Raw genomic sequence first — 23,834 nt, forward strand, 5'->3', positions numbered from 1 at the left:
ATCAATTATTTAATAAAAATTTCTTTTTTAAGACTTCAAATATACATACCCAAACATTCTGCCACAAATAGATTCTAGTAATCTTACCATAGGATGAAGCTATAGTTGAGTTAAAGGTGATGTTTTTTTAAGCGATAATCTTTAATAAATGCTGTAATGGCGCATAATTTGTTTATAATAGTTCAAGCATAAAATTTTGATTTTTTGAACAAATACCTATCACTTTTTTTAAAAGCAATTCTCTGGATTTTTGCCGGTATTATTACTTTATTTCTGCTTATAGTAGTTCTTATTCAAGTTCCTGCTATACAAAACATAGTGAAAAATGAAGCAGTAAGCTATTTGGAAGAGAAAATAAAAACGCCTGTTCGTATTGCTAAGTTAGAAATTGGCTTACCTAAAAAGATTGTGCTGCGTGGTGTTTATTTTCAAAGTCAGGATAAGGATACTTTGCTAGTAGGAGATAAACTGGCTGTAGATATTAGTCTGTTTAAATTACTAGACAATAAGTTAGAAATTAATAGTATTGATTTAGAAGGAATTACTGCCCACGTAAAAAGAAATCAAGATTCGGTTTTTAATTTTGATTACATCATCAAAGCATTTGCAGCACAGCAGGCTAAAGAGCCAAAGCCGCAAGATACCAGTGCTACCATGAAATTTTCAATAGCGAAAATTAACCTCGATAAAATAAACGTAAAGTTTGACGATGCTATCACTAAAAATAATCTTAAGGTTTACCTCCATCATTTTGATACAAAAATCAAGAAATTCGATTTAGATAGCTTAGATTTTGATATCCCAAAAATTACACTAGATGGTTTAAATTTAAATCTGAAACAAGGAATTGTAGAAGAACTGGTAAAGAACACTCAAGAAACTGTTGAAGCAGTAGCAAACACTCCGTCGTTAAAATTAAAGCTAAAAGAGATTGATTTTTCTGCCATAAAAATCAATTATAATAATGAAAGCAGCAGCTTAAAAACCTTTTTAGATCTGGGTAAGTTGAACGTAATTTTTAATACGCTTAATTTACAAAAACAACTCATCAACATAGAAAAAATAGTTTTAAAGCAAACCAAAGGAAGTTTAGCCTTAGGTAAAATAAGTACCAAACAAGCTACGGTTACTACAAAAAAAGGCTCTCAGCCCGGCTGGAAAATTGGTTTACAAGAAGTGGCTATAGCACAAGTTGATTTTAAGTTTGATGATTTTAATAGCAAGCCTTTAAAAAGAGGTATAGATTATATGCATCTTGATTTAAAAGGCCTCTTGCTAAATGCAGATGAAATTTATTACAGCACCGATACCATTTCTGGTAAAATAGCAAGTTTAAAAGTTGCAGATAAGAGCGGTTTAAACATTCAGGATTTTAGAACATCGTTTTTTTACGGGCCTAGGTTTGCTTATTTAGAAGATTTATATATCAAAACACCCAAATCACTTATTAAAGATGAAATTAAAATCGCTTATCCATCTATTGCAAGTTTATCAAAGAATTTAAATGAACTTTATCTAGAAGCATCGCTAAATAAAAGTAGTATCGCTTTCGCTGATGTTTTACTATTTGCGCCAGATTTAGCTCAAAATCCTCCATTTAAAGGAAACCCTAATGCTATATTAAGGGTGAATAGCATTGTAAAAGGGAGGTTAGACAATCTAAATATCCCTAAACTAGAACTTAGTGGAATTGGTCAAACTAATATAGTTGCCAATGGCAGGATAAAAAGACTTCCAAACGTTGAAAAGGCGTTTTTTGATCTTAATATCAAAGAATTTAGTACCAGCGCCAAAGACATCAATAGCTTTATTCCTAAAGGTACTTTACCGGCTAATATTCAAATTCCAGAGCGTTTATCATTAAATGGATTTTTTAAAGGAGCCATAAATAATTTTAATACGCAGTTGTTTTTAAAAAGTAGCTCAGGAGATGCTCATGTAAAAGCTAATTATGACCAACGCTTAAAAAACAGAGAACGTTACCAAGCCACGGTAGAGGTAAAAAATTTCCATGTAGGGCAATTGATTAAAAATGATTCTATCGGCAGGATAAGCCTAAATGCACAAATAAGTGGTTTGGGTTTAAATCCTAAAACTATGGTTGCTGGTGTAAAAGCTCAGGTTTTAAAAGCTCAATACAATGGTTATACCTATAATAATTTAGATGTTAAGGGAAATATCAAAGTAGGAGTATATCAGGCTACAGCCAAAATGGAGGATAAAAACCTTGATTTTGATTTAATAGCTAAAGGAAATTTTAATCAGCAATATCCAAGTTTATCTTTAAAAACTAATATTGATAGCGCCAATTTTGGAGCTTTAAACCTGTATAAAGGAAGCTTAAAATTTAGAGGTAAAATAGATGCTGATATAGCAACGCTAGACCCCGATTATCTGAATGGGAAAATATCTATAAACAATATGCTTGTTGCAACAGAAACAGAGCGGTTTCCATTAGATTCTATCAATATCATCTCGAAAGCATCGGTATCACAAAATTCTTTAGATATCAAATCTCCTTTTTTAAATGGAAGTATTAAGGGTAAATATCAGTTTACGCAATTGGCTACAGCCTTAAGCAATACCATAGCTAAGTATTATGATACTAGCCAAGGTGTAGAAAAAGAGCCTGTTAAGCCTCAATATTTTGCCTATCAATTATCGGTTCAAAATCATCCGGCATTAATAGCATTTGTTCCGGGTTTAACCCGGATAGAGCCTATCCAAATAAACGGTCGCTACAATAGCGAAGGCGATACTATTTCAATGAAAGCTAATATCCCTAAGGTAATTTATGGCTCAAATATTATTACCAACGCCGTTTTAAATGTTGAGCCAAGAAATGATAGTTTGGCTTATAGCTTTATTATTGATGAAGTAAAAAGCAGTCAGTTTTTGCTTCCTTATACCGCATTAAGTGGCAACATAGCCAATAATATCATCAATTACCGTTTGCAGGTTAAAGATATACAAGATAAAGAACGCTATTTAATTGCCGGAACCATGCAGGCCATTAAAAACGATACTGAGTTTAAACTGGCTTTAGAAGGGTTAAAACTTAATTACGAAAGGTGGCAGATTAATGAAAATAACCTCCTAAGTTTTGGCGAAAGCGGTATTTATGCTAATAATTTCGAGCTTCGTAATCAATCTCAATCTATTAAAATACAATCAGCAGCAAGGGCTTTAAATGCACCTATGACGGTTACTTTTGAGGATTTTAAAATAGAAACCTTAACCAGTATCATAGAGAAAGATTCTTTATTGATAGGTGGGACTTTAAATGGCGAGGTTCTGTTAAAAGATTTAGATCGGGACTTTTCTTTTACCTCAGATTTAGCTATTCAAAACTTCAATTTTAGAACAGATACTTTAGGAGATATTAGCCTAAAGGTTAATAACCAACAAGCTAATACTTTTGCCGCACAGGTAGCCATAACAGGGCAAGGGAATGATGTTAAATTAGATGGCCTTTACCGTACTAATAACAGTAGTTTTGATATGGATTTGGCTATAGTAAAGCTGAATCTTAAAAGTATAGAAGGTTTTACTTTTGGTAATTTAAAAGAGAGTAGCGGTTATTTGACAGGCAATTTTAAAATATCTGGTACAGTAACAGCACCAAAAGTTATTGGCGATTTACAGTTTAATAACGGAGCTTTTAGGGTAGCACCTTTAAACTCTTATTTTCAATTGTTAAACGATAAAATATCTTTCACCCCAGAAAGTATAAATTTCAACAGATTTAGTTTATCAGACTCGGCCAATAATAAACTCACCGTAAACGGAGCAATTTATACCAGCAATTATCAAGATTATAAATTTAATATTGATGTAAATGCCAATAATTTTAAGGCTGTTAGCTCTACTGCTAAAGATAATGAGCTTTATTATGGTGATTTATTTTTAAACACCCGATTAAGAATTCGTGGAGATTTAAACCAACCAGAAGTAGAAGGAACATTGAAAATCAATAAAGATACTAGGTTTACCATTGTTTTACCACAATCAGACCCTGGTATAGCCGATAGAGAAGGGATTGTAGAATTTATAGACCAGGATAATCCGCAAATGGCAGAAACTTTTGCTTTACCAGATTCCCTCAACAAAAGTGATATTATTGGGATGGATGTTTCTATGAATATAGAGGTTGACCCAGAAGCAGAACTCACCATGATTATTGATAAAGGAAATGGTGATTTTGTTAAGCTTAAAGGCGAGGCAGAGCTAACCGGAGGCATGGATCCATCAGGGAAAATAAGTCTTACGGGTAGGTATGAGCTTAAAGAAGGCAGTTATGAAATGTCTTTCAATTTTATCAGAAGGGTGTTCACCATTAAAGAAGGCAGCTCTCTGGTTTGGACAGGAGAGCCAACCACCGCTAATATAGATATCACCGCTATTTATGAAACAGAAACAGCCCCTTTAGATTTATTGGATAATCAATTAGGTGGACAATCTGCCGCAGTACGTAATACTTATAAGCAAGAAATTCCTTTCCAAGTATTACTCAATATGGATGGCGAGTTGCTTAAGCCAGAAATAAGCTTTGATATTGTACTACCAGAAGGGAATTATAATGTTTCTCAAGATATCATCAGCAATTCAAGAACCCGATTAGAGCAGTTAAGGCAGCAACCATCAGAGCTTAATAAACAGGTTTTTGCATTGTTATTGTTAAACAGATTTGTGGGCGAAAATCCTTTTGCAAGCGAAGCTGGTTCTGGTGGCGTGGAATCAATAGCCAGACAAAGCGTAAGCAAAATTTTATCAGAACAGTTGAATAACCTTGCCGGTGATTTGCTTGGCGGCGTAGAGCTTAATTTTGATTTACAAGCTACCGATGATTATACCACCGGACAAAGAGAAAACCGTACCGATTTAAATGTTGGCCTATCTAAAAGATTGTTAAATGATAGGCTAAAAGTTACCATTGGTAGCAATTTTGGTTTAGAAGGTCCGCAACAGGCAAACCGCCAAACCAATAATATTGCGGGTGATATTGCTGCTGATTATCAGCTTTCTAAAGACGGGCGATATTTGTTACGAGCCTATCGCAAAAATCAATACCAAATGGCTATACAAGGGCAGGTTATAGAAACTGGTTTAGGTTTTATTTTAACGATGGATTATAACCAGTTTAAAGAGATTTTTGAGAAATCTAAATCGCCACGAAGAAGAAATAATTCAAGATGATGAAGAGATATTTGATAGTTTTTATACTTTCTTTTTTGATGTCTGCTTGTAGCAATATCAAGTATTTGCCCAAAGGCGAGCAGCTTTATGTTGGCGCAGAAGTTACCATTACAGATAAAGAAGTTACCAAAAGCGAGCGTAAAAGCTTAACATCAGAATTGGAGGGGCTATTAAGACCAAGACCAAACTCGAAAATTTTAGGCTTAAGACCAAAACTATTTTTTTACAACATTGCCGGAACTCCAAAAAAGGAAAAAGGTTTAAGAAATTGGCTCAAAAATAAAGTTGGCGAGCCTCCGGTATTAATGAGTAAAGTAGATTTAGACTACAACGCTTCCATTATCCAAAACCGTTTAGAAAATAAAGGATATTTTTTAGCACAAACAAGTGCTGATTCTACTGAAAGAAACCGAAGAGTAAAAGCCCAATACTCGGTGCAAACCAAAAAGCAATATAAAATAAGAAAGGTTGTTTTTCCTCAGGATTCATCGGTAATTACCAAAGCCATCAAAGAAACGGAAGTTAATACCTTTTTGAAACCAACGGAAGCTTACGATTTAGACAAAATTAAAGCAGAGCGTGAGCGTATAGATGTTCGTTTAAAAGAAAAAGGCTTTTATTATTTTGGGCCAGATTATCTTATTGTAAAAGTAGACAGTACCGTTGGAAACCAGCAGGTAGATTTGTTTTTAGAGGTAAAGAAAGAAACTCCGGCAAACGCCAAACAGGTTTACACCATTAATGATATTTTTATCTATCCAGATTATTCTTTAAGAAAAGAAAGAAGATCAAATAAAGATTCGGCAGTTGTTTATAAAGATTTTAAGATTATTGATGATGGCGAACCACTTTTTAAACCTCAGGTTTTTGACCGTACTTTATTTTTCCATAAAGGGGATGTTTACAATCGTACCGACCATAATTTGTCACTTAATAGGCTAGTTAATTTAGGTGTTTTTAGGTTTGTTAAAAATCAATTTAAGGAAACAGATTCTATCCAAAACGTTTTAGACGCTTATTACTATTTAACGCCCAGAGAGAAAAAATCTATCCGTTTTGAATTGTTAGGGAAAACAAATTCTGCCAACTATACTGGTACAGAAGTTAATATAAATTGGAGCAATAGAAATACTTTTAAAGGGGCAGAACAGTTAACTATAACAGGTTTTGGTGGGGTAGAAACGCAAGTATCAGGACAAAACCAAGGTTTTAATGTTTACCGTTTTGGTGCTGATGCTAGCTTGATTTGGCCACGTTTTATCACACCTTTTAATATTAACGGTACCAGTGCTTTTGTACCAAAAACCAGAGCAACTTTGGGCTACGAGTTTCAAAACAGAGTAAAATTATATTCTTTAAATACTTTTAAAGGCTCTTTTGGCTATTTATGGAAAGAAGAAATTCGTAAAGAGCATCAACTTAATGTAATTGATATAACTTATGTAAATTCTTTTAACGTTTCTGATTTATACAGACGTCAGATTGATAGCATACCTTCTTTAGCAAGGGTAATAGAAAAACAATTGATCTTTGGTCCAACTTATAGTTTTACCTTTACCAATACCACAGAAACCAGTAAAACACATACGTTTTATTATAAAGGCTCTATAGATTTATCTGCAACCATTACAGGTTTGATTAAAAATGGTAATGTAAAAAGAGGTGATACAGCTACTATTTTAAATGTTCCTTATAGTGAGTTTGCAAAAACCGAACATGATTTTAGGTATTATCTAAGACTAAATGATAGAAATAGAATAGCTAGTAGAATTATTATAGGGGCGGGTTTACCTTACGGAAACTCTAGTTCTTTACCTTTTATTAAACAATTTTTTTCTGGCGGTACAAATAGCATCAGGGCATTTAGAGCTCGCTCTTTAGGTCCGGGTACTTTCCGTTACGATGTTGATGAGAATAGCTTTTTGCCAGACCAATCTGGAGATTTTAAATTGGAGTTGAATGCAGAATATAGAGCAAAATTATTTTCTATTGTAGAAGGCGCAGCTTTTATAGATGCAGGTAATATCTGGATGGCAAATGAAGACACAAACCGACCTGGAGCCGCATTATCAAAAGATTTTATGAAAGAATTAGCCGTTGGAACAGGTGTAGGTTTACGTTTTGATTTATCCTTTTTGATTTTGAGAGGAGATTTAGCTTTTCCTATCCGTAAACCTTATTTACCCGATGGCGAACGCTGGGTTTTTAATCAAATAGATTTTGGTAATAGAGAGTGGCGTAGAGAAAATTTGGTTTTCAATTTAGCTATTGGGTATCCTTTTTAAGGATATCTAAATTTTTTGGACAAATTTAAAGTCGCACTTTAAATTTGTCTATTTAGTCATAAATAACTGGTTTTTAGACTTTTGTTTTATACTACTTGGGTAATTTGCGAAGAGCTGAAATCAACTGTTTTAATAAAATTAGAGGCTTGGCGGTGTTAAGACAATAGAATAGCGTTTAGTAGCATTTGTCAATCCTTTTAACTAAAGCAAAATAGTGGTGCAAATTTTATTACTATTCCGTCAAGCCTTAATATTGCAAAACCTTTGTTTGCTATGAGTTATTGAAAAGGCTTGAGAAGTGAATCGATTAATTCAGAGTCTAGAGCAAGTTGAGCGTTCTGAAAGTCGTTTTTCTTCAGATAATTTAATCTAGCTTGTTGAAGTCGTAGCTTTTTAATAGAGTTTAGGTCAATCTTAATCAATTGGTCTACAAGTTTAAAAGCTTGATAATAGTTATTGCTATTATTTTTGAGATTTTTTAAAAGATATTCTTCATTTTTATAAACTGAAGAAGTAGTTTTGATTGAAAAATAAGTAGATATACCTTCATTTATTACAAGCATTTCACTTTTCTTTAGACTTGGGAATTCTATGCTAGGATAAAATAGGTGGCATAATTCGTGAGCGAGTTGAAAAACATATTGAACCTCATTATTCTTAGCTTCCAAGGATAAAGAGATTGCTATTTTCCCCTCTTCTGGATAATAAAGCAAATGAGGGGAATCATCATTAAATTCAATACCAAAAAACTCCCAATCTTTTATTGGGTCTCCAAGTAAATCATTTGCATCTTGGAATATTTTTTCTTCTAAACTCATTTATAATGAAATGATGTGCCTCTATAATTTACAGCCAATTAGCTATTAAACGCAAACAATTTTCCATTATCAAAACCCTTCAATCCCTCTTAATTCAAAACATAATCTACTTCCAGTTCATCAAGCTGGCTTAAAAGCTCTTTACAAATGTTTATTTGTTTGGTCTTGCTTTGCATATCAACTTTTAAACGGTCTTTTTTATCCAAAATAACAAAGCTCAATTTTTTAGAACCACTATGGCTTGATATCACTTGATTTAAGCTCTGAATAAATTCATCACTTATCTCACTGATATCAACACTGATATCAATCTTGGTAGATTGTTTCTCTAGAACATCTCTTAAATCGGTAAAATCTGTATAAGTAATTTTTGCTCTTTTTGAACCATCTGGGTTAGAGAAATAGCCAACATTACCTTTAATATAGAGGTAGTTGTTTACTATCAAATGATGTTTAAATTTTAGATACTCATCTCTGTAAATAGTAAATTCATAAGCATCATCATAACCTTCCAATTTAAAAATTCCCCAGCCTCTGCCGTCTTTGGTAGTCATGTGTCTGATAGAAGTAACAATACCTCCAACTTTAAATTGGAAATCGGCACCTTTTTCAATTTCATTAAATATGGTGAGATTACCGCTAGAACAGTACTTATTTAGCACCAATTTATATTCATCTAAAGGATGCCCTGAGATATAAATGCCTACCACTTCTTTTTCTTTAGCCAGTTTTTCCATAGCACCCCACTCTTCGCATGGGGAAAGGCTAGGTTCTGCTATTTCTACATTGCTAGAGCCTCCAAATAAACTTCCTTGAGAGGAGTTTTCATTTTCTTTATGCTTAGCACCATATTTAATAGCCTTCTCCAGTGGTGATGATCCATCACCATCATCATAAAAATATTGAGCTCGGTGAGTATTTTCAAAACAATCAAATCCCCCAGCTAAAACTAAATTTTCTAAAGCTTTCTTGTTAGCAGCTCTTAAATCAATACGTTTAGCTAAATCAAAAATAGATTTGTATTTGCCAGTTTTACGGTTTTCTACAATAGTTTCTACAGCTCCGGCTCCAACACCTTTAATAGCACCCATGCCAAAACGTATAGCATATTGCTCATTTACGGTAAACTTATAGTAAGATTCATTAACATCAGGGCCTAAAACTACCAAGCCCATACGTTTACATTCTTCCATAAAGAAAGTCACCTGCTTAATATCATTCATGTTGTTTGATAGTACAGCAGCCATATACTCGGCAGGGTAGTGGGCTTTTAGATATGCAGTTTGGTAGGCAATCCAAGCGTAACAGGTAGAGTGAGATTTGTTAAAAGCATAACTCGCGAAAGCTTCCCAATCTTTCCATATTTTTTCTAGTGTTTTAGGGTCATGACCTTTCTCTGCTGCTTGTTGCACAAATTTGGGTTTCATTTTATCCAAAACATCTTTCTGCTTTTTACCCATAGCCTTACGTAAAACGTCGGCCTCACCTTTGGTAAAACCAGCAAGCTTTTGCGAAAGAAGCATCACCTGCTCTTGGTAAACTGTAATACCGTAGGTTTCTTTTAGATACTCTTCACAAGCATCTAAATCGTATTTTATTTCTTCTTCGCCATTTTTTCTTCTGATAAAACTTGGGATATACTCCAGTGGTCCTGGTCTGTAAAGCGCATTCATGGCAATTAAATCGCCAAAAACTGTTGGCTTTAGCTCTTTCATGTACTTTTGCATTCCGGGCGACTCGTACTGGAAAATCCCTACTGTTTCACCACGTTGGAAAAGTTCATAAGTTTTTACATCATCAATAGGAAATGTGTCAGGGTCTAAGTCTATATTTAATCTATGTTTAACCAGTTTAACGGTATCTTTTATCAGCGTAAGCGTTTTAAGCCCTAAGAAGTCCATTTTTAATAGACCAGCACTTTCTACTACCGAGTTATCAAATTGGGTAACATATAAATCAGAGTCTTTAGCTGTAGCAACCGGAACGAAATTGGTAATATCATCAGGTGTGATGATAACTCCGCAAGCGTGAATACCGGTATTTCTTAAAGAGCCTTCTAGTACTTTTGCTTGCTTAATGGTTTCTGCACCCAAATCATTTCCTTCTGCTAAGGCTATCAATTGCTGAACGTTTTCCATTTCTTCAGAACGTAGCGCACTCCTGAGTGCTTGTTCATCCATATTGAAAATCTTATTCAACTTTAGGTTAGGGATGAGCTTAGCTATTTTATCAGCCTCAAAAAGTGGTAAATCTAGCACACGGGCAGTATCTCTGATAGAGGATTTTGCCGCCATAGTGCCATAAGTGATGATTTGAGCTACTTGGCTGGCACCATACTTTTTGATAACATAATCCATTACTCTTCCACGACCTTCATCATCAAAGTCGATATCAATATCGGGCATGGAAACCCTATCTGGATTTAAGAAACGCTCGAAAAGTAAATCGTAAGCAATAGGGTCTATGTTGGTGATGCCTAAACAATAGGCTACTGCCGAGCCCGCCGCAGAACCCCTTCCTGGGCCTACAGAAACATCCATTTCTCTAGCTTTGGCGATAAAATCCTGAACAATTAAGAAATATCCCGGGTAACCGGTATTTTCAATGGTCTTAAGCTCAAAATCTAAACGTTCTCTAATTTCTGGAGTGATTTCTTCATAACGTTTTGCTGCGCCAACATAAGTTAAGTGACGTAAATATTTATTCTCGCCTCTTTTACCGCCATCTGCTTCGTCTTCTGGTACTAAAAACTCTTCCGGAATATCAAATTTAGGAAGCAAAACATCGCGGTAAAGCGAGTAAGTTTCTACTTTATCAATCACCTCCGAGATATTGATGATAGCTTCTGGAATATCCGAAAATAGCTTTTTCATCTCATCGGCAGATTTAAAATAGTACTCGTCGTTTGGTAAGGCATAACGGAAACCTCTTCCACGTCCTTTTGGAGTAGAAAATTTCTCGCCATCTTTTACGCATAATAAAATATCATGCGGATGAGCATCTTCTTTATTGATGTAATAAGTATTATTGGTAGCAATAAGTTTAACCTGATGTTTTTTAGCTAAGCTTATTAAAGTTTGGTTTACCCGATTTTCATCTTCCTGATTGTGGCGCATCAGCTCTATGTAAAAATCATCTCCAAAGGTTTGTTTCCACCAAATTAAAGCTTCTTCAGCTTGGTTTTCGCCCATGTTTAAAACCTTGCTCGGGATTTCGCCATACAAGTTTCCAGAAAGTACAATAATATCTTCTTTGTACTGTTCTATAATTTGCCTGTCTATTCTTGGTACATAATAAAAACCGCTGGTATAGGCGATTGAAGACATTTTTGCTAGGTTATGGTAGCCTTTTTTATTCTTTGCCAAAAATACTACTTGGTAGCCATTGTCTTTTCTGCTTTTGTCTTTATGGTTATCACAAACAAAAAACTCGCAACCTACAATCGGTTTTATAATGGTTTCTGTAGGTGCTTCACCATTTTCTAAGGCGGCTTTATTTTTTGCTTCGGCGGCTTTATTATGGTTTAAAACATTACTCACAAAATGGAAAGCCCCCATCATATTGGCGTGATCTGTAATGGCAACAGCAGGCATTTTATATTTTGCAGCTGCCTTTACCAAATCTGGCACAGATGCCGTAGATTGTAATATGGAAAACTGTGTGTGGTTATGTAGATGTACAAAATCAACATCAGTTAGACTAGCAAAACTGTTACTGTTAGCTTGTACAGCATCATTTTGTTGCTGACTATTTTTTCTAATAGCCTCAGAAGCTTCTTTTAGGTTGATATGTTTTAAACCAACAGGGCGAATAGCTTCTGGATTAGCAGTTTTAAACTGAGTTAGATAAGCTTCATCAGCCTGAAGCTCTTGGGTAGTGAAAACATCTTTTCTAAGAAGTTCAAAAAAGCATCGGGTGGTAGCTTCAACATCGGCGGTGGCATTATGCGCTTCGCCAAAAGGTACTTGAAATAAATATTGATGAAGCTCTGTTAAGGTTGGGAGTTTAAATTTTCCACCTCTACCGCCGGGTAATTGTAAAAGGTTGGCTGTAACTTCTGTACAGGTATCTAAAATAGGTTTATTGTTTAGTTCTGTAGCTATTTGAAAGCGGTGGAACTCGCAACCCATAATGTTTAAATCAAACTTGATGTTTTGCCCTACAATAAATTTAGCTTGTGCAATGGCTGCATTAAATTTTACCAAAACATCTGCCAAAGGTAAACCTTGTTCTGTAGCTAGCTCGGTAGAAATACCATGAACTTTCTCGGCATCGTAAGGGATGTTAAAGCCTTCGGGTTTAATTAAGTAATCCTCATTTGAGATGAGTTTCCCCATATCATCATGCAATTGCCATGCAATTTGAATACACCTCGGCCAGTTATCTGTATCGGTAATAGGGGCGTCCCATCTTTTAGGTAATCCAGTGGTTTCGGTATCAAAAATTAAATACATTGTAATTATATGCTTGTGTTAATGAGGAGCTTAGTAGGAATAAGATTTTCTATCCGACTAAGCTCAAATTTACCAAAAAAAATGTGTGATTTTGTGGTGTTGATAACTTGTTTCTTATTTAAACTATCAACATTATTTTGAATTTTTTCATTTAATAAGCATATTTAGTAACTATGAAAAAACATGTTTCAAAACCTATAGAAGTAGGTGTTATTAAATCTACTGCAGTATTTATACTCTTTATTTGGATTTCTTTCTTGCATGTTCATGCTCAAACACAAAATTTTAATTATGTAAGCTTCAAAACTAGCTTAAGAGATACCGTTATTTTAAGCAAAAAAGATAGTTTGGAGGTAATTAAACATCTTTCAGGAGACTTTGATAAGTACTATAATTATAGATTGAAAATAAAAAGAGAAATAATCGAATCTTATTCTTGGGATAGAGCATCTTTTTATCTAAACAAACCTATTAAAGAAGTTAAAGCTTATGCTAAAGAACTCAAAATTGATAGCCCTTATTATTTGGTAGCTTTTGTTTCGGATACCCAAATTAAACATCCTTTAAAAAAGGAAATCATCAGCGATTTAAAAAATAGTTTTTATGAAATAAAGAAAGATTCTTCTGTTTATAACTTAGAAGGTGTGGGCTTATTGAATGCTTTTTTTACTATCAGGATGAAACCTAGAAGTGAGAAACAGCATAAACTCATTTATCAAATAAAAAATAAGCCAGACATTGCTTTAATAGAACAGGTTTTCTTAGTAAAACAAGATGATTTAAAGCCCGAAATGCGTCAGGATTCTTTACAATTGAAACAAATAATTGTTAATCCATCTTCATCTAAGAAAAGCTTTGATGATTTAATGGAACTATCTAAAATACGCTATAAAGCCATGTATCCAGCTAAAAAAGATGTTTCTGATATGAATAGTTACAGGTATTATTTATACAGAATAAATGACTATTCTTTTAATGCAGTTGGTGGGTATGATTTAAGTGTAGAAGATTAATTTTGAATACCTAGAGAGATTAAATTCGTCGTCTTGTAGCGTATGGATTTTAATTTCGTATTGTTCTTCAAAATCAATGTTATGAAAAAACTCATGCTCTTATTTATTATCATCACTGGTTTAAGTGCTTGTAGCGATAAATTAGTAGTAGAAAATAATAGCCTTATTGGTGATTGGAATTTAACTTCTATTTATGCAGATCCTGGAGATGGTAGTGGTAAATGGAACGATGTAATGATAACCGTTATACAACGTATATCTTTTAAAGCTGATGGTAAGTTTGAGAAAGAAACCATAAACGGTTTTGATTATGTGAGCTATCAATTAAAAGATAAAGAAAAAATAACTTTTAAAAGTGCAAGTGGAGAAGAAATTACCATGCGTTTTGCCTTAGAAGGAGATGTTTTAACCATAACACCGCAATGTATTGAGGGCTGTGGTTTTAAGTTTAGGAAGATGAGAAAATAGGTGTGAAAAAGTATATCGTGGTTATTGGTATGGTGTTTTTATTCTCATGTAAAGAGCTTTATAATTGTGAAGAAAAAGTATGTACTCTCGTATTTGTTTCTATTGGTGTAACTTATAAGAATTCTGCAAATGAGTTTGTTGAGGTTGAGGGTTTTAAAGTTTACAATACCAGAACTAATACTTATATCACAGAAGATGTTTATAAAGATCCCGTTTGGAGTAAAGGTAGATATGTAATTATTAGTGATGCTTCTTTAGGTAAGCTGTCTGAAAAAGGCGATAAATTAATTGTTTCTGCTAAAAACCCGGTAACGAATACGATAAACGAAACAGAATTTGTAATTAGTGGTGGAAACTGTAATTGCCATGTGGAGAAAATAGCTGGTCCGGATGAAATTATTTTGCAGTAACTGTTGTTTACTGCGTGAGGGATTGCAATGAAAATCCTTTTTGTTCCTTCGGCTTTGCTTAGGGCCAACAAAAAGATTGTAATGAAAAGCCCGGCCCTTTTTTAGGGACACGCCCCAAATATTTTATTTCAATCCTCATTTAAAAGAATTATACACTAACATGACGATTATCTGCTTATCTATTTCATAAAAGAATTGCTTTTTATTAACTTCGGGCGACATTTAAACAATTAAACATTTCAATATAAAATCATGAAAATTACGGTAGTAGGAGCAGGCGCAGTAGGTGCAACCTGTGCAGACAATATCGCTAGAAGAGAATTAGCAGAAGAGTTAATTTTATTAGACATTAAAGAAGGTTTTGCAGAAGGTAAAGCTATTGATATGATGCAAACCGCTTCATACTTAGGTTTTGATACCAAAATTAAAGGTGTTACCAATGATTATGCTGCTACTGCTGATTCTGAAGTTGTTGTTATTACTTCTGGTTTGCCACGTAAACCCGGAATGACTCGTGAGGAGTTAATTGGTACAAATGCAGGAATTGTAAAATCGGTTACAGAAAATATTCTTAAATATTCTCCTAATACCATCATCATTGTGGTTTCTAACCCAATGGATACCATGAATTATTTAACCTTAAAAACCTCTGGTTTACCAAAAGAGCGTATTTTAGGTATGGGTGGTGCTTTAGACTCTGCTCGTTTTAAATATTATTTAAGTCAAGAGTTAGGTTGCTCTCCGGCAGATTTAAACGCTGTGGTTATTGGTGGCCACGGAGATACAACTATGATTCCTTTAATTAAACATGCAACTTGGAATAGTATTCCGGTTACAAAATTCTTAAGTCAAGAACAACAAGATAAAATTGTTGCCGCTACTATGGTTGGTGGTGCTACTTTAACTAAGCTAATTGGAACTTCTGCATGGTATGCGCCAGGTGCAGGAACTGCTGCAATGGTAGAGTCTATCGTTCGTGATGAGAAAAAATTAATCTCTTGCGGTGTTGCTTTAAATGGCGAATACGGTCAGAGTGATATTTCATTAGTTGTACCAGTAGTTTTAGGTAAAAACGGTTGGGAAAAAATTGTAAACTTTGATTTATCTGAAGCAGAACAAGCAGAGTTTAACAAGAGTGCTGATGCAGTTCGTAATATGAACAATGTTTTAGAATTGTAATGATGTTTAGCTGTGAAAGGCTAAAACAATAAATCATAAGATTTGAGTAATAATCAAGCAAACAACTCTCTTTCAATTAGAGAATTTGTTATACCGCTTCAACTTATTAATCTACAAGGCGACGGCTTCCACCTTTTGGTGGAAGTTGTTGTTTATGGGCAAAATTTTCAAGCTGTTTTAGATACTGGAGCTTCTAAAAGTGCTTTTGATAAAGAAATTATTGAATCTTTAGCTGTAGATGATATTATTTATATGCCAGACCAACACGCTATTGGTTTAGGTACAACTACCATGGAAAGGTACGTAGCTCATTTTCCAGAATTAGAAATAGGCAATCTCATTATTCAAGATTACGAAGCACCAGTTTTTGATTTATCAGCCGTTAAGTATGCTTATGAGCAGTTAAACTTGCCGCCTGTAATAGGTGTTATAGGTGGAGATATTTTAATGGATTATCATGCTAAAATTGATTATGAATCTTTAACTTTAGTATTAAAAGGCGCAAACTGATATAAATCATTTTTTCTGGTTGATATTTTGTGGATGTTTGATTAAAATGGAAATACTATGAAAAGAGATATTACAGCTATAGAAGATATTCAATTATTGGTAGATACCTTTTATGATAAGGCTGTTAAAGACCCACAACTAGGGTATATTTTTAATGATGTTGCTAAAGTTAATTGGGAGCATCATTTACCTATCATGTATAAATTTTGGGCTTCTGTTTTGTTAGGAGAAACTGGTTATACAGGTAACCCTATGGATGCACATTTCAGACTCAATGAAAAAGTGCCTTTAACTCATGATGCTTTTAATAGCTGGAAAAATATATTTATGCAAACCGTAGATGAATTTTTTGAAGGCCCTATTGCTGATGAAGCAAAAAAGAAAGCTGTAAGTATAGCAGATTTAATGTTTTATAAAATCCATAATTATGACCAGTCTGCAGGTGTAAATATTGGTAAAGTGAGAAGGGATTAGTAAAAAGTAAAAAGTAAAAAGTAAAAAGTAAAAAGTAAAAAGTATAGCTTGTATTGGCTTTAAATAAAAAACCAGATGAATTATTCATCTGGTTTTTTTGTTGCTATTAGATAAATTTTCAAATAGTAGTACTAAAAGTGCCTCTCCTTTAGAGGGATTTAGGATACAGCTTCTTTTTACAAATCTATATTAGCGTATTTTGCATTCTTTTCAATAAACTCTCTACGAGGGGCAACTTCATCGCCCATTAACATAGAGAAGATATGATCTGCTTCAGCAGCGTTATCAATACTTACTTGTTTTAAAGTACGTGTTTTAGGGTTTAAGGTAGTTTCCCAAAGCTGCTCGGCATTCATCTCACCTAAACCTTTATAACGTTGTACATGTACGCTATCTTCTTTGCCAGCTCCTTTTAATCTTTGTATAGCTGCATCACGTTGTGCATCATTCCAGCAATATTCAAATTCTTTACCCTTTTTAACTTGATAAAGTGGAGGTGCTGCAATATAAATGTTTCCAAACTCTATCAGCGTTTTCATATATCTAAAGAAGAAAGTAAGAATCAGGGTAGTGATGTGAGAACCATCAATATCAGCATCTGTCATGATGATGATTTTATGGTATCTTAATTTCTCAATATTTAACGCTTTATCATCATCCTGAGTGCCTATACTTACACCTAAAGCAGTAAATATATTTTTAATCTCATCGTTCTCGTAGATTTTATGTTCCATGGCTTTCTCAACGTTCAAGATTTTACCTTTTAACGGAAGAATAGCTTGAAAATCTCTATCTCTACCTTGTTTAGCGGTACCACCCGCCGAGTCACCCTCAACTAAATAAAGTTCGCAAAGCATTGGGTCTTTATTAGCACAATCGGCCAATTTGCCAGGTAAACCAGAACCACCCATCACATTCTTACGCTGTACCATTTCACGGGCTTTACGAGCCGCGGCTCTGGCTGTAGCAGCAATAATAACTTTGTTTACAATAAGCTTAGCCTCTTTAGGGTTTTCCTCTAAGAAATTACCTAAGGCTTCACCAACAGCAACGTCAACCGCACCTGTAACTTCGTTGTTTCCTAATTTTGTTTTGGTTTGCCCTTCAAACTGAGGTTCTTGTACTTTTACAGAGATAACTGCGGTTAAACCTTCTCTAAAGTCATCTCCAGTAATTTCAACTTTTAAATTTTTTAAGAGACCAGACTTCTCAGCATATGATTTTAAAGTACGGGTTAAGCCTCTTCTAAAACCTGCTACGTGAGTACCACCTTCTATGGTATTGATATTGTTTACATAAGAGTGTACGTTTTCGCTGTAAGAGTTATTGTAAGTAAAAGCAAGCTCTACAGGAATACCATTTTTCTCACCCTCAATATAAATAGCTTCTGGGATAAGAGGAGTACGAGTTTCATCTAAATATTGAACAAATTCTCTTAAACCGCCCTCGCTGTAGAAATGTTCTGTTAAGAAAGAACCATCTTCATTAACTTCTCTTTCATCAGTTAGGTTAAGTTTGATGCCTTTGTTCAAGAATGCTAATTCTCTTAATCTGCCTGCTAAAGTGTCAAATTTGTATTCTGTTGTTTGGGTAAAAATGCTAGCATCCGGAGTAAAAGTAACTATCGTTCCGGTGATATTGGTTTCGCCAATAGTTTTAACATCGTATTGTGGTTTACCACAAGAATATTCTTGTACGAAAATTTTTCCATCACGATGAACTTCTGCTTTTAAATGGGTAGAAAGTGCGTTAACGCAACTTACCCCAACTCCGTGTAAGCCACCAGAAACTTTATAAGTGTCTTTATCAAATTTACCACCAGCGTGTAATACCGTCATTACAACTTCAAGAGCAGATTTTTTCTCTTTAGAGTGCATTGCGGTAGGGATACCTCTACCATTATCTTTTACGGTAATGGAATTATCTTTATGGATGGTGACAAAGATATCAGAACAATATCCTGCTAAAGCTTCATCAATAGAGTTATCAACTACTTCATAAACAAGGTGATGCAATCCTTTAAAACCTGTATCACCAATATACATCGCCGGACGCTTACGTACGGCTTCTAAACCTTCTAATACCTGTATATTATCTGCCGAATAATTTGACTTGTCTTCTTTTTCTTCGCTCATGATTTAAATTAGTAATTAATCAAAAATAAGCTTTTTACATGAATTTGATTCATAATGTGGATAAATAAAAAGGAGTTTGTGTGAGTATTTTAAATAATTGATATACAGTTGTTTAAATATGATTTTTTAAGTAAAAATTATCAACTTTTTTGATGTTGAATTTTTGGAAATGAGTTGTTAAAATATATCTTAAAAATTAACGCTTATTTTATTTAAAAGCACTAGTTTTAAAAATGGCATTTCAAGAGATTAAGCAAGAAGATTTATTAACTTTTGGTAACTTAGAAATTTTAGCTCAGCAAGTTGTAGAAGGCTTTATTACGGGCTTGCATAAAAGTCCTTTTCATGGTTTTTCTGTAGAATTTGCAGAGCATAGGCTGTATAATGCCGGAGATTCTGTTAAAAATATTGATTGGAAACTATTCGCCAGAACAGATAAATATTTTACCAAAAAGTTTGAAGAAGAAACCAATCTACGATGCCAGGTTTTAATAGATGCTTCATCTTCTATGTTTTATCCCCCGGAAGGGATAAATAAATTTCAATTTTCAGTTATGTCTGCGGCTTGTATCATTAATCTATTAAAAAGACAAAGAGATGCCTTTGGTTTAACCGTTTTTGCTGAAGATATAGAGCTACATACGCCTGCAAAATCTACTCCAGTACATCAAAAATACATTTATCACGAGTTAGAGAAATATCTTCAGCAAAAAGCAACTCAAAAAAAAACGCAATTGGTTAAAAATTTACATGCTATTGCTGATCATATCCCTAAGCGTTCTATGGTAGTTTTGTTTTCAGATTTGTTTGAGAATTTTCTTCAAAACGAAGATTTAGAACACATTTTTGCAGCTTTACAACATCTTAAATACAATAAACATGAAGTTATTATTTTTAATGTTGCCGATGATAAGCATGAGCTAAATTTCGATTTTGATAACAGACCACACCATTTTATTGATGTAGAAACCGGCGAAGAATTTAAGCTGAATCCTAAAGATTACGCTGAAATATACCAACAAAGAATGGAGCGTTATCGTAAAGAAATAGCTTTAAAATGCGGGCAATACAAAATTGACTATCTAAATACTAGTTTAGGGCAAGGTTATTATCCTACATTACAAGCATGGCTGTTAAAAAGAAATAAAATGCTTTAATCTTTTAAAGTTTTGTGCATATGGTACAAGTGAAGGTCTCTCTGAGGGAAAGGAATAGAGATACCTGCTTTATCAAATGCTTTCTTTATTTCTTCTAATTTCTCTTGGTAAACATCCCAATATAAACTGTTTTCTACTAAAGCTCTCACTTTTAAATTAACAGCATTATCTGCTAAAGCGCCAACGTAAATATATGGCTTATCTCTATTCAGCACTCTTTCATCGGTAAAAACAACCTCTTTTATGATACTTTTAACTTTATCTATATCATCTTGATAACCAACACCAAATATCCATTCTACCGTACGATTTGCTTCGGTAGAATAATTAATGATTACATCGTTATAAAGTGGTCCGTTTGGAATGATGATAGTTTTATTATCAAATGTTTTTAATACAGTATGAAAAATCTGTATTTCTGTTACAGAACCAATAACACCTTGTGCTTCAATTATATCAGTAACTTTAAAAGGCTTAATTAATAAAATTAAAATACCGCCAGCAAAATTAGATAAGCTACCTTGTAGAGCTAAGCCCACAGCTAAACCAGCAGCCCCTAAGATGGCTATAAACGATGTCATCTCTACCCCTAAAGTAGAAAGTACGGTTAAAATAAGTAAGATGATAAGAGCGTCTTTAAATAAGCTACTTAAGAATACTTGCAAAGAGGGTTCAACTCCTTTTTTAATGATGATATTCTTAAACATTCTGGATAAAAACTTTACTACTTGCCAGCCAATAATTAAAAGTAATAAAGCTTTAATAATGGTGAGCACAATATCGGCCCCTCGGGCAATAAAGAACTCTTTTGCGTCTAAAAGGTATTCCATATGTAGTTAAATACCTGCAAAAATACTTCCAGAAATAAGGATTGAGGTTTTTATTCTTCTACTTCATCTATAACTTGAAGAATGATATCACAAGCTTTTTTTATTTCTTCATGGGTAATGATTAATGGTGGTGCAATTCTCATAGCGGTATCACAATGTAAAAACCAATCTATGATAACGCCTTTTTCTATACATTTTGCGCTTACTTGTTCAACTTGTTTAAAACTATTCAATTGTATAGCTAACATGAAGCCTATGCCTCTAATTTCTTTTATTTTTGGATGTTTTAGCAGCTCTCTAAATAAGTTTTCTTTCTCTTTTACATGATGAATATAACCTTCTGCTAAAATAGTTTCTAAACTTGCTAAGCCAGCGGCGCAACTTACCGGATGCCCACCAAAAGTAGTGATATGACCAAGAATGGGGTTTGCTTTAATGCAATCCATAATGTCTTTTGAAGCTATAAAAGCTCCAATAGGCATTCCACCGCCCATGCCTTTGGCTAATAATAAAATATCAGGTTCTATATTAAAATGCTCAAAAGCGAAAAGTTTTCCTGTTCTGCCAAAGCCGGTTTGTATTTCATCTAGAATGAGTAAAGTACCCGTTTCGTTACATTTGGCTCTTAAGGCTTTTAAGTATGCTGTTTCAGGAACTCTTATCCCAGCTTCACCTTGTATGGTTTCTAATATAACAGCAGCTGTTTTTTTTGTGATTTGATTGATTTGCTGCTTTTTGTTAAGCTCAATAAAATGTATATCTGGTAATAAAGGGCGATAGGCTTGCTTATAATATTCGTTACCCATAACACTTAATGCACCATGTGTACTTCCGTGGTAAGAGTTTTTAAATGCGATGATTTCTGTTCGGTTGGTATATCTTTTAGCTAATTTTAAGGCACCCTCAGTAGCCTCTGCGCCAGAATTAGTAAAATAAACAGATGAAAGTTGTTTTGGCAAAACTTGAGCTAGCTGGGCAGCAAATTTAACTTGAGGCGCCTGCACAAACTCGCCGTAAACAGTTAAATGCATGTATTTATCTAATTGATTTTTAATTGCATCAATTACTTTAGGGTGCCGATGCCCTAAGTTACTTACAGCAAAGCCAGAAACGAGGTCTATATGTGCTTTCCCTTGAGTGTCATAGAGGTAAATACCTTCTGCTTTTTCTATTTCTAATAGGCGAGGGAAATCGGAAGTTTGGGCTGTATTAAGTAAGAATAATTGCTTTTGACTCAACATGTTCAAATATAAACATATTATTAAGCAGCATAAAGCTATTTACTTTTTCAGATGTTTAATTAGCTCTTCTCTAAATTCTCTTTCTGCTATATATAGCGTTTTAATTTGTTCTGGCGATAAAACCTGTTGGAATCTTTTTCTATATTGCTTTTTTAGCTGAAACATTTTCTCATCATAATAAAAATCATCATCAACAAGTTTTTGAGGGTTGTTTTTATTAATCTCTCTAGCTTCTTTTTTCTGGCGAAGTAGAAGATTAACTTCTTGTAAATAAGATTTATACATGAAAGCAAAGCTTTTAGAGTCTTCTTCGTTAAGCTCTAATTTTTTTAAAACAAATTCAATTTTTAAGGCTTCAATTCTTTCTCCTTTTTTTTGAGGAGCTTGCGTTTGAGCAAAGTTAGTGGAAGCTGTAAAAATTGAAATTAGAATAATGAATAGTAGCTTTTTCATGCTTTGTTAATTGCTTATCTCCTGACTTATATCGCTCTCAAAGGTAGAAACATCATCTAGATTTTCTATAATTAAGTTTACATCATTAGCGTCAGAATGAAATTTTAGATAATTAACAATCTCTTCGTCTGGTATGGTAGATAATTTATGATCTACGGTTTGTGTATGCTGATAATTTAAATAAATGCCAAAACTTAATGCCAATAAAACAACTGCGGCAGAAGCATATTTAATAATGTTTAATGTAAATATGCTTGTTTTTTTAATAGTTGATTTTGAAATTGTTTTTTCTTCAAGTAACTCAAAATAATTTTCAGGAACTTTAAATAAATCTTTACTCTCTTGTTTTAAGGCAAGTAGTTTTACTTCACTTAATAACTGTTGAGTGAGATTTTCTTGATAAGCTTCAGGAGTTGTAAAACCAACATCAGTTGGTTTAGGTAGTTTAATTTGAGCAAGAATACCTTCTTGAAGTTGATTGAAATAATTTTCATCTACAACAAATGGGTTTCTTTTTAAATCATCATTCAAAAAGGCGCTATCTATATCTCTTTCCTTATTTTCCTCTCTGTCCATATTCTTAATGATTGTTTTTTTTAGCAAAGGTTTAATCAGATGCTAATAAAAATTGTTCTATTTTCTTAACTGCTAAATGATAGGAGGCTTTTAATGCACCTACGCTAGTTCCTAAAATGTCTGATATTTCTTGAAACTTTAAGTCGTCATAATACTTCATGTTGAAAACCAATCTTTGTTTTTCTGGAAGTGTTAATAGCGCTTTTTGTAACTTCTTTTGTATTTGATCTCCTGTAAAGTAATTATCATCATTTAAGCTTTCGCTTAGTTTTTCTGAAAGCTCTTCAAAAGACGAATTGAATTTTGTTTTCTTTTTATTTAAGAAGGTTATACTCTCATTAGTAGCAATTCTGTACAGCCAGGTATAGAGTTGAGAGTCTTGCCTAAAAGATTCTAAGTTTTTCCAAACCTTTATGAACACATCTTGGACAACGTCATCAGCATCTTCATGCTCAATAACAATTCTACGGATGTGCCAATAGATTTTTTGTTGGTACTTATTTAATAGCAACTTAAAACCCAATTCTTGGGTTTGCGGATTGTTAAACTTTTCTAATATTTCTGAATCCTCTATTTGCATCTTAACCAAATATAAAAAAGCCGAAGCATAACTTCGGCTTTTAAATAATATGTTT

17 protein-coding genes are annotated in these 23,834 nt (G+C 33.7%); 9 read left to right on the forward strand and 8 right to left on the reverse strand.

Annotation, left to right across the window (positions count from 1 at the left end; genetic code table 11):
• Window positions 1-204 precede the first annotated feature (204 nt).
• Window positions 205-5,196 (forward strand): translocation/assembly module TamB domain-containing protein, encoded by a 4,992-nt coding sequence (locus GJJ64_RS01425; protein WP_154285991.1) that lies wholly within the window; start codon window positions 205-207, stop codon window positions 5,194-5,196.
• On the forward strand, window positions 5,193-7,481 hold the full coding sequence (tamL, locus tag GJJ64_RS01430; protein WP_229655424.1) for a translocation and assembly module lipoprotein TamL: 2,289 nt from the start codon (window positions 5,193-5,195) through the stop codon (window positions 7,479-7,481). Before GJJ64_RS01425 ends, tamL begins: the two co-directional genes overlap by 4 nt.
• Window positions 7,482-7,759: 278 nt before the next feature.
• Here the strand turns inward: tamL and GJJ64_RS01435 are convergent, their stop codons facing one another.
• Both GJJ64_RS01435 and dnaE read right to left on the reverse strand, forming a co-directional pair.
• Window positions 7,760-8,299 (reverse strand): hypothetical protein, encoded by a 540-nt coding sequence (locus GJJ64_RS01435; protein WP_154285992.1) that lies wholly within the window; start codon window positions 8,297-8,299, stop codon window positions 7,760-7,762.
• 89 nt (window positions 8,300-8,388) lie between these two features.
• The gene (gene dnaE, locus GJJ64_RS01440; protein ID WP_154285993.1) at window positions 8,389-12,753 is read right to left on the reverse strand and encodes a DNA polymerase III subunit alpha; all 4,365 of its coding nucleotides are present in this window, start codon (window positions 12,751-12,753) and stop codon (window positions 8,389-8,391) included.
• Window positions 12,754-12,926: 173 nt separating this feature from the next.
• Here dnaE and GJJ64_RS01445 point away from each other — a divergent pair, with 173 nt between their 5' ends.
• From GJJ64_RS01445 to GJJ64_RS01470, 6 genes are all read left to right on the forward strand, one after another.
• The gene (locus GJJ64_RS01445) at window positions 12,927-13,766 is read left to right on the forward strand and encodes a hypothetical protein (protein WP_154285994.1); all 840 of its coding nucleotides are present in this window, start codon (window positions 12,927-12,929) and stop codon (window positions 13,764-13,766) included.
• Between the two features lie 81 nt (window positions 13,767-13,847).
• Complete coding sequence (locus GJJ64_RS01450; protein WP_154285995.1) at window positions 13,848-14,234, forward strand: putative periplasmic lipoprotein; 387 nt, start codon at window positions 13,848-13,850, stop codon at window positions 14,232-14,234.
• 2 nt (window positions 14,235-14,236) lie between these two features.
• On the forward strand, window positions 14,237-14,644 hold the full coding sequence (locus GJJ64_RS01455; RefSeq protein WP_154285996.1) for a hypothetical protein: 408 nt from the start codon (window positions 14,237-14,239) through the stop codon (window positions 14,642-14,644).
• 252 nt (window positions 14,645-14,896) lie between these two features.
• Complete coding sequence (gene mdh / locus GJJ64_RS01460; protein ID WP_039450308.1) at window positions 14,897-15,823, forward strand: malate dehydrogenase; 927 nt, start codon at window positions 14,897-14,899, stop codon at window positions 15,821-15,823.
• Window positions 15,824-15,865: 42 nt separating this feature from the next.
• Window positions 15,866-16,333, forward strand: coding sequence for an aspartyl protease family protein (locus GJJ64_RS01465; RefSeq protein ID WP_154285997.1), 468 nt, complete (start codon window positions 15,866-15,868; stop codon window positions 16,331-16,333).
• A gap of 57 nt (window positions 16,334-16,390) precedes the next feature.
• On the forward strand, window positions 16,391-16,807 hold the full coding sequence (locus GJJ64_RS01470; protein ID WP_154285998.1) for a group III truncated hemoglobin: 417 nt from the start codon (window positions 16,391-16,393) through the stop codon (window positions 16,805-16,807).
• 176 nt (window positions 16,808-16,983) lie between these two features.
• On the opposite strand, the gene gyrB is transcribed toward GJJ64_RS01470, so the two are convergent.
• The gene (gyrB, locus tag GJJ64_RS01475) at window positions 16,984-18,942 is read right to left on the reverse strand and encodes a DNA topoisomerase (ATP-hydrolyzing) subunit B (RefSeq protein WP_154285999.1); all 1,959 of its coding nucleotides are present in this window, start codon (window positions 18,940-18,942) and stop codon (window positions 16,984-16,986) included.
• A gap of 233 nt (window positions 18,943-19,175) precedes the next feature.
• Between gyrB and GJJ64_RS01480 the strand changes: the two genes are divergently transcribed.
• Window positions 19,176-20,099: a DUF58 domain-containing protein gene (locus GJJ64_RS01480; RefSeq protein WP_154286000.1), complete on the forward strand. Its 924-nt coding sequence runs from the start codon at window positions 19,176-19,178 to the stop codon at window positions 20,097-20,099.
• Here the strand turns inward: GJJ64_RS01480 and GJJ64_RS01485 are convergent.
• From GJJ64_RS01485 to GJJ64_RS01505, 5 genes are read right to left on the reverse strand one after another with little or no spacing between them, the layout of a single operon-like run.
• On the reverse strand, window positions 20,096-20,929 hold the full coding sequence (locus GJJ64_RS01485; protein ID WP_154286001.1) for a mechanosensitive ion channel family protein: 834 nt from the start codon (window positions 20,927-20,929) through the stop codon (window positions 20,096-20,098). The two genes, GJJ64_RS01480 and GJJ64_RS01485, sit on opposite strands and share 4 nt — an antisense overlap.
• Before the next feature lie 50 nt (window positions 20,930-20,979).
• Window positions 20,980-22,170: an aspartate aminotransferase family protein gene (locus GJJ64_RS01490; protein ID WP_154286002.1), complete on the reverse strand. Its 1,191-nt coding sequence runs from the start codon at window positions 22,168-22,170 to the stop codon at window positions 20,980-20,982.
• 39 nt (window positions 22,171-22,209) lie between these two features.
• Window positions 22,210-22,623, reverse strand: a complete 414-nt coding sequence (locus GJJ64_RS01495) for a hypothetical protein (RefSeq protein WP_154286003.1) — start codon at window positions 22,621-22,623, stop codon at window positions 22,210-22,212.
• 6 nt (window positions 22,624-22,629) lie between these two features.
• Entirely contained in the window at window positions 22,630-23,199 is a 570-nt protein-coding gene (locus GJJ64_RS01500; protein ID WP_154286004.1) for a hypothetical protein, read from the reverse strand.
• A 31-nt stretch (window positions 23,200-23,230) separates the two neighbouring features.
• The gene (locus GJJ64_RS01505) at window positions 23,231-23,773 is read right to left on the reverse strand and encodes an RNA polymerase sigma factor (protein ID WP_449421285.1); all 543 of its coding nucleotides are present in this window, start codon (window positions 23,771-23,773) and stop codon (window positions 23,231-23,233) included.
• Window positions 23,774-23,834 lie beyond the last annotated feature (61 nt).

The organism is Pedobacter puniceum, assembly GCF_009674685.1.
GTDB classification, from domain to species: domain Bacteria; phylum Bacteroidota; class Bacteroidia; order Sphingobacteriales; family Sphingobacteriaceae; genus Pseudopedobacter; species Pseudopedobacter puniceum.

Excerpts from the sequence above, each read along its gene's own strand:
- tamL (WP_229655424.1), top strand. The coding sequence starts at position 5,193 with ATGATGAAGAGATATTTGATAGTTTTTATACTTTCTTTTTTGATGTCT.
- GJJ64_RS01435 (WP_154285992.1), bottom strand. The coding sequence starts at position 8,299 with ATGAGTTTAGAAGAAAAAATATTCCAAGATGCAAATGATTTACTTGGA.
- dnaE (WP_154285993.1), bottom strand. The coding sequence starts at position 12,753 with ATGTATTTAATTTTTGATACCGAAACCACTGGATTACCTAAAAGATGG.
- GJJ64_RS01445 (WP_154285994.1), top strand. The coding sequence starts at position 12,927 with ATGAAAAAACATGTTTCAAAACCTATAGAAGTAGGTGTTATTAAATCT.
- GJJ64_RS01450 (WP_154285995.1), top strand. The coding sequence starts at position 13,848 with ATGAAAAAACTCATGCTCTTATTTATTATCATCACTGGTTTAAGTGCT.
- mdh (WP_039450308.1), top strand. The coding sequence starts at position 14,897 with ATGAAAATTACGGTAGTAGGAGCAGGCGCAGTAGGTGCAACCTGTGCA.
- GJJ64_RS01470 (WP_154285998.1), top strand. The coding sequence starts at position 16,391 with ATGAAAAGAGATATTACAGCTATAGAAGATATTCAATTATTGGTAGAT.
- gyrB (WP_154285999.1), bottom strand. The coding sequence starts at position 18,942 with ATGAGCGAAGAAAAAGAAGACAAGTCAAATTATTCGGCAGATAATATA.
- GJJ64_RS01480 (WP_154286000.1), top strand. The coding sequence starts at position 19,176 with ATGGCATTTCAAGAGATTAAGCAAGAAGATTTATTAACTTTTGGTAAC.
- GJJ64_RS01485 (WP_154286001.1), bottom strand. The coding sequence starts at position 20,929 with ATGGAATACCTTTTAGACGCAAAAGAGTTCTTTATTGCCCGAGGGGCC.
- GJJ64_RS01490 (WP_154286002.1), bottom strand. The coding sequence starts at position 22,170 with ATGTTGAGTCAAAAGCAATTATTCTTACTTAATACAGCCCAAACTTCC.
- GJJ64_RS01495 (WP_154286003.1), bottom strand. The coding sequence starts at position 22,623 with ATGAAAAAGCTACTATTCATTATTCTAATTTCAATTTTTACAGCTTCC.
- GJJ64_RS01500 (WP_154286004.1), bottom strand. The coding sequence starts at position 23,199 with ATGGACAGAGAGGAAAATAAGGAAAGAGATATAGATAGCGCCTTTTTG.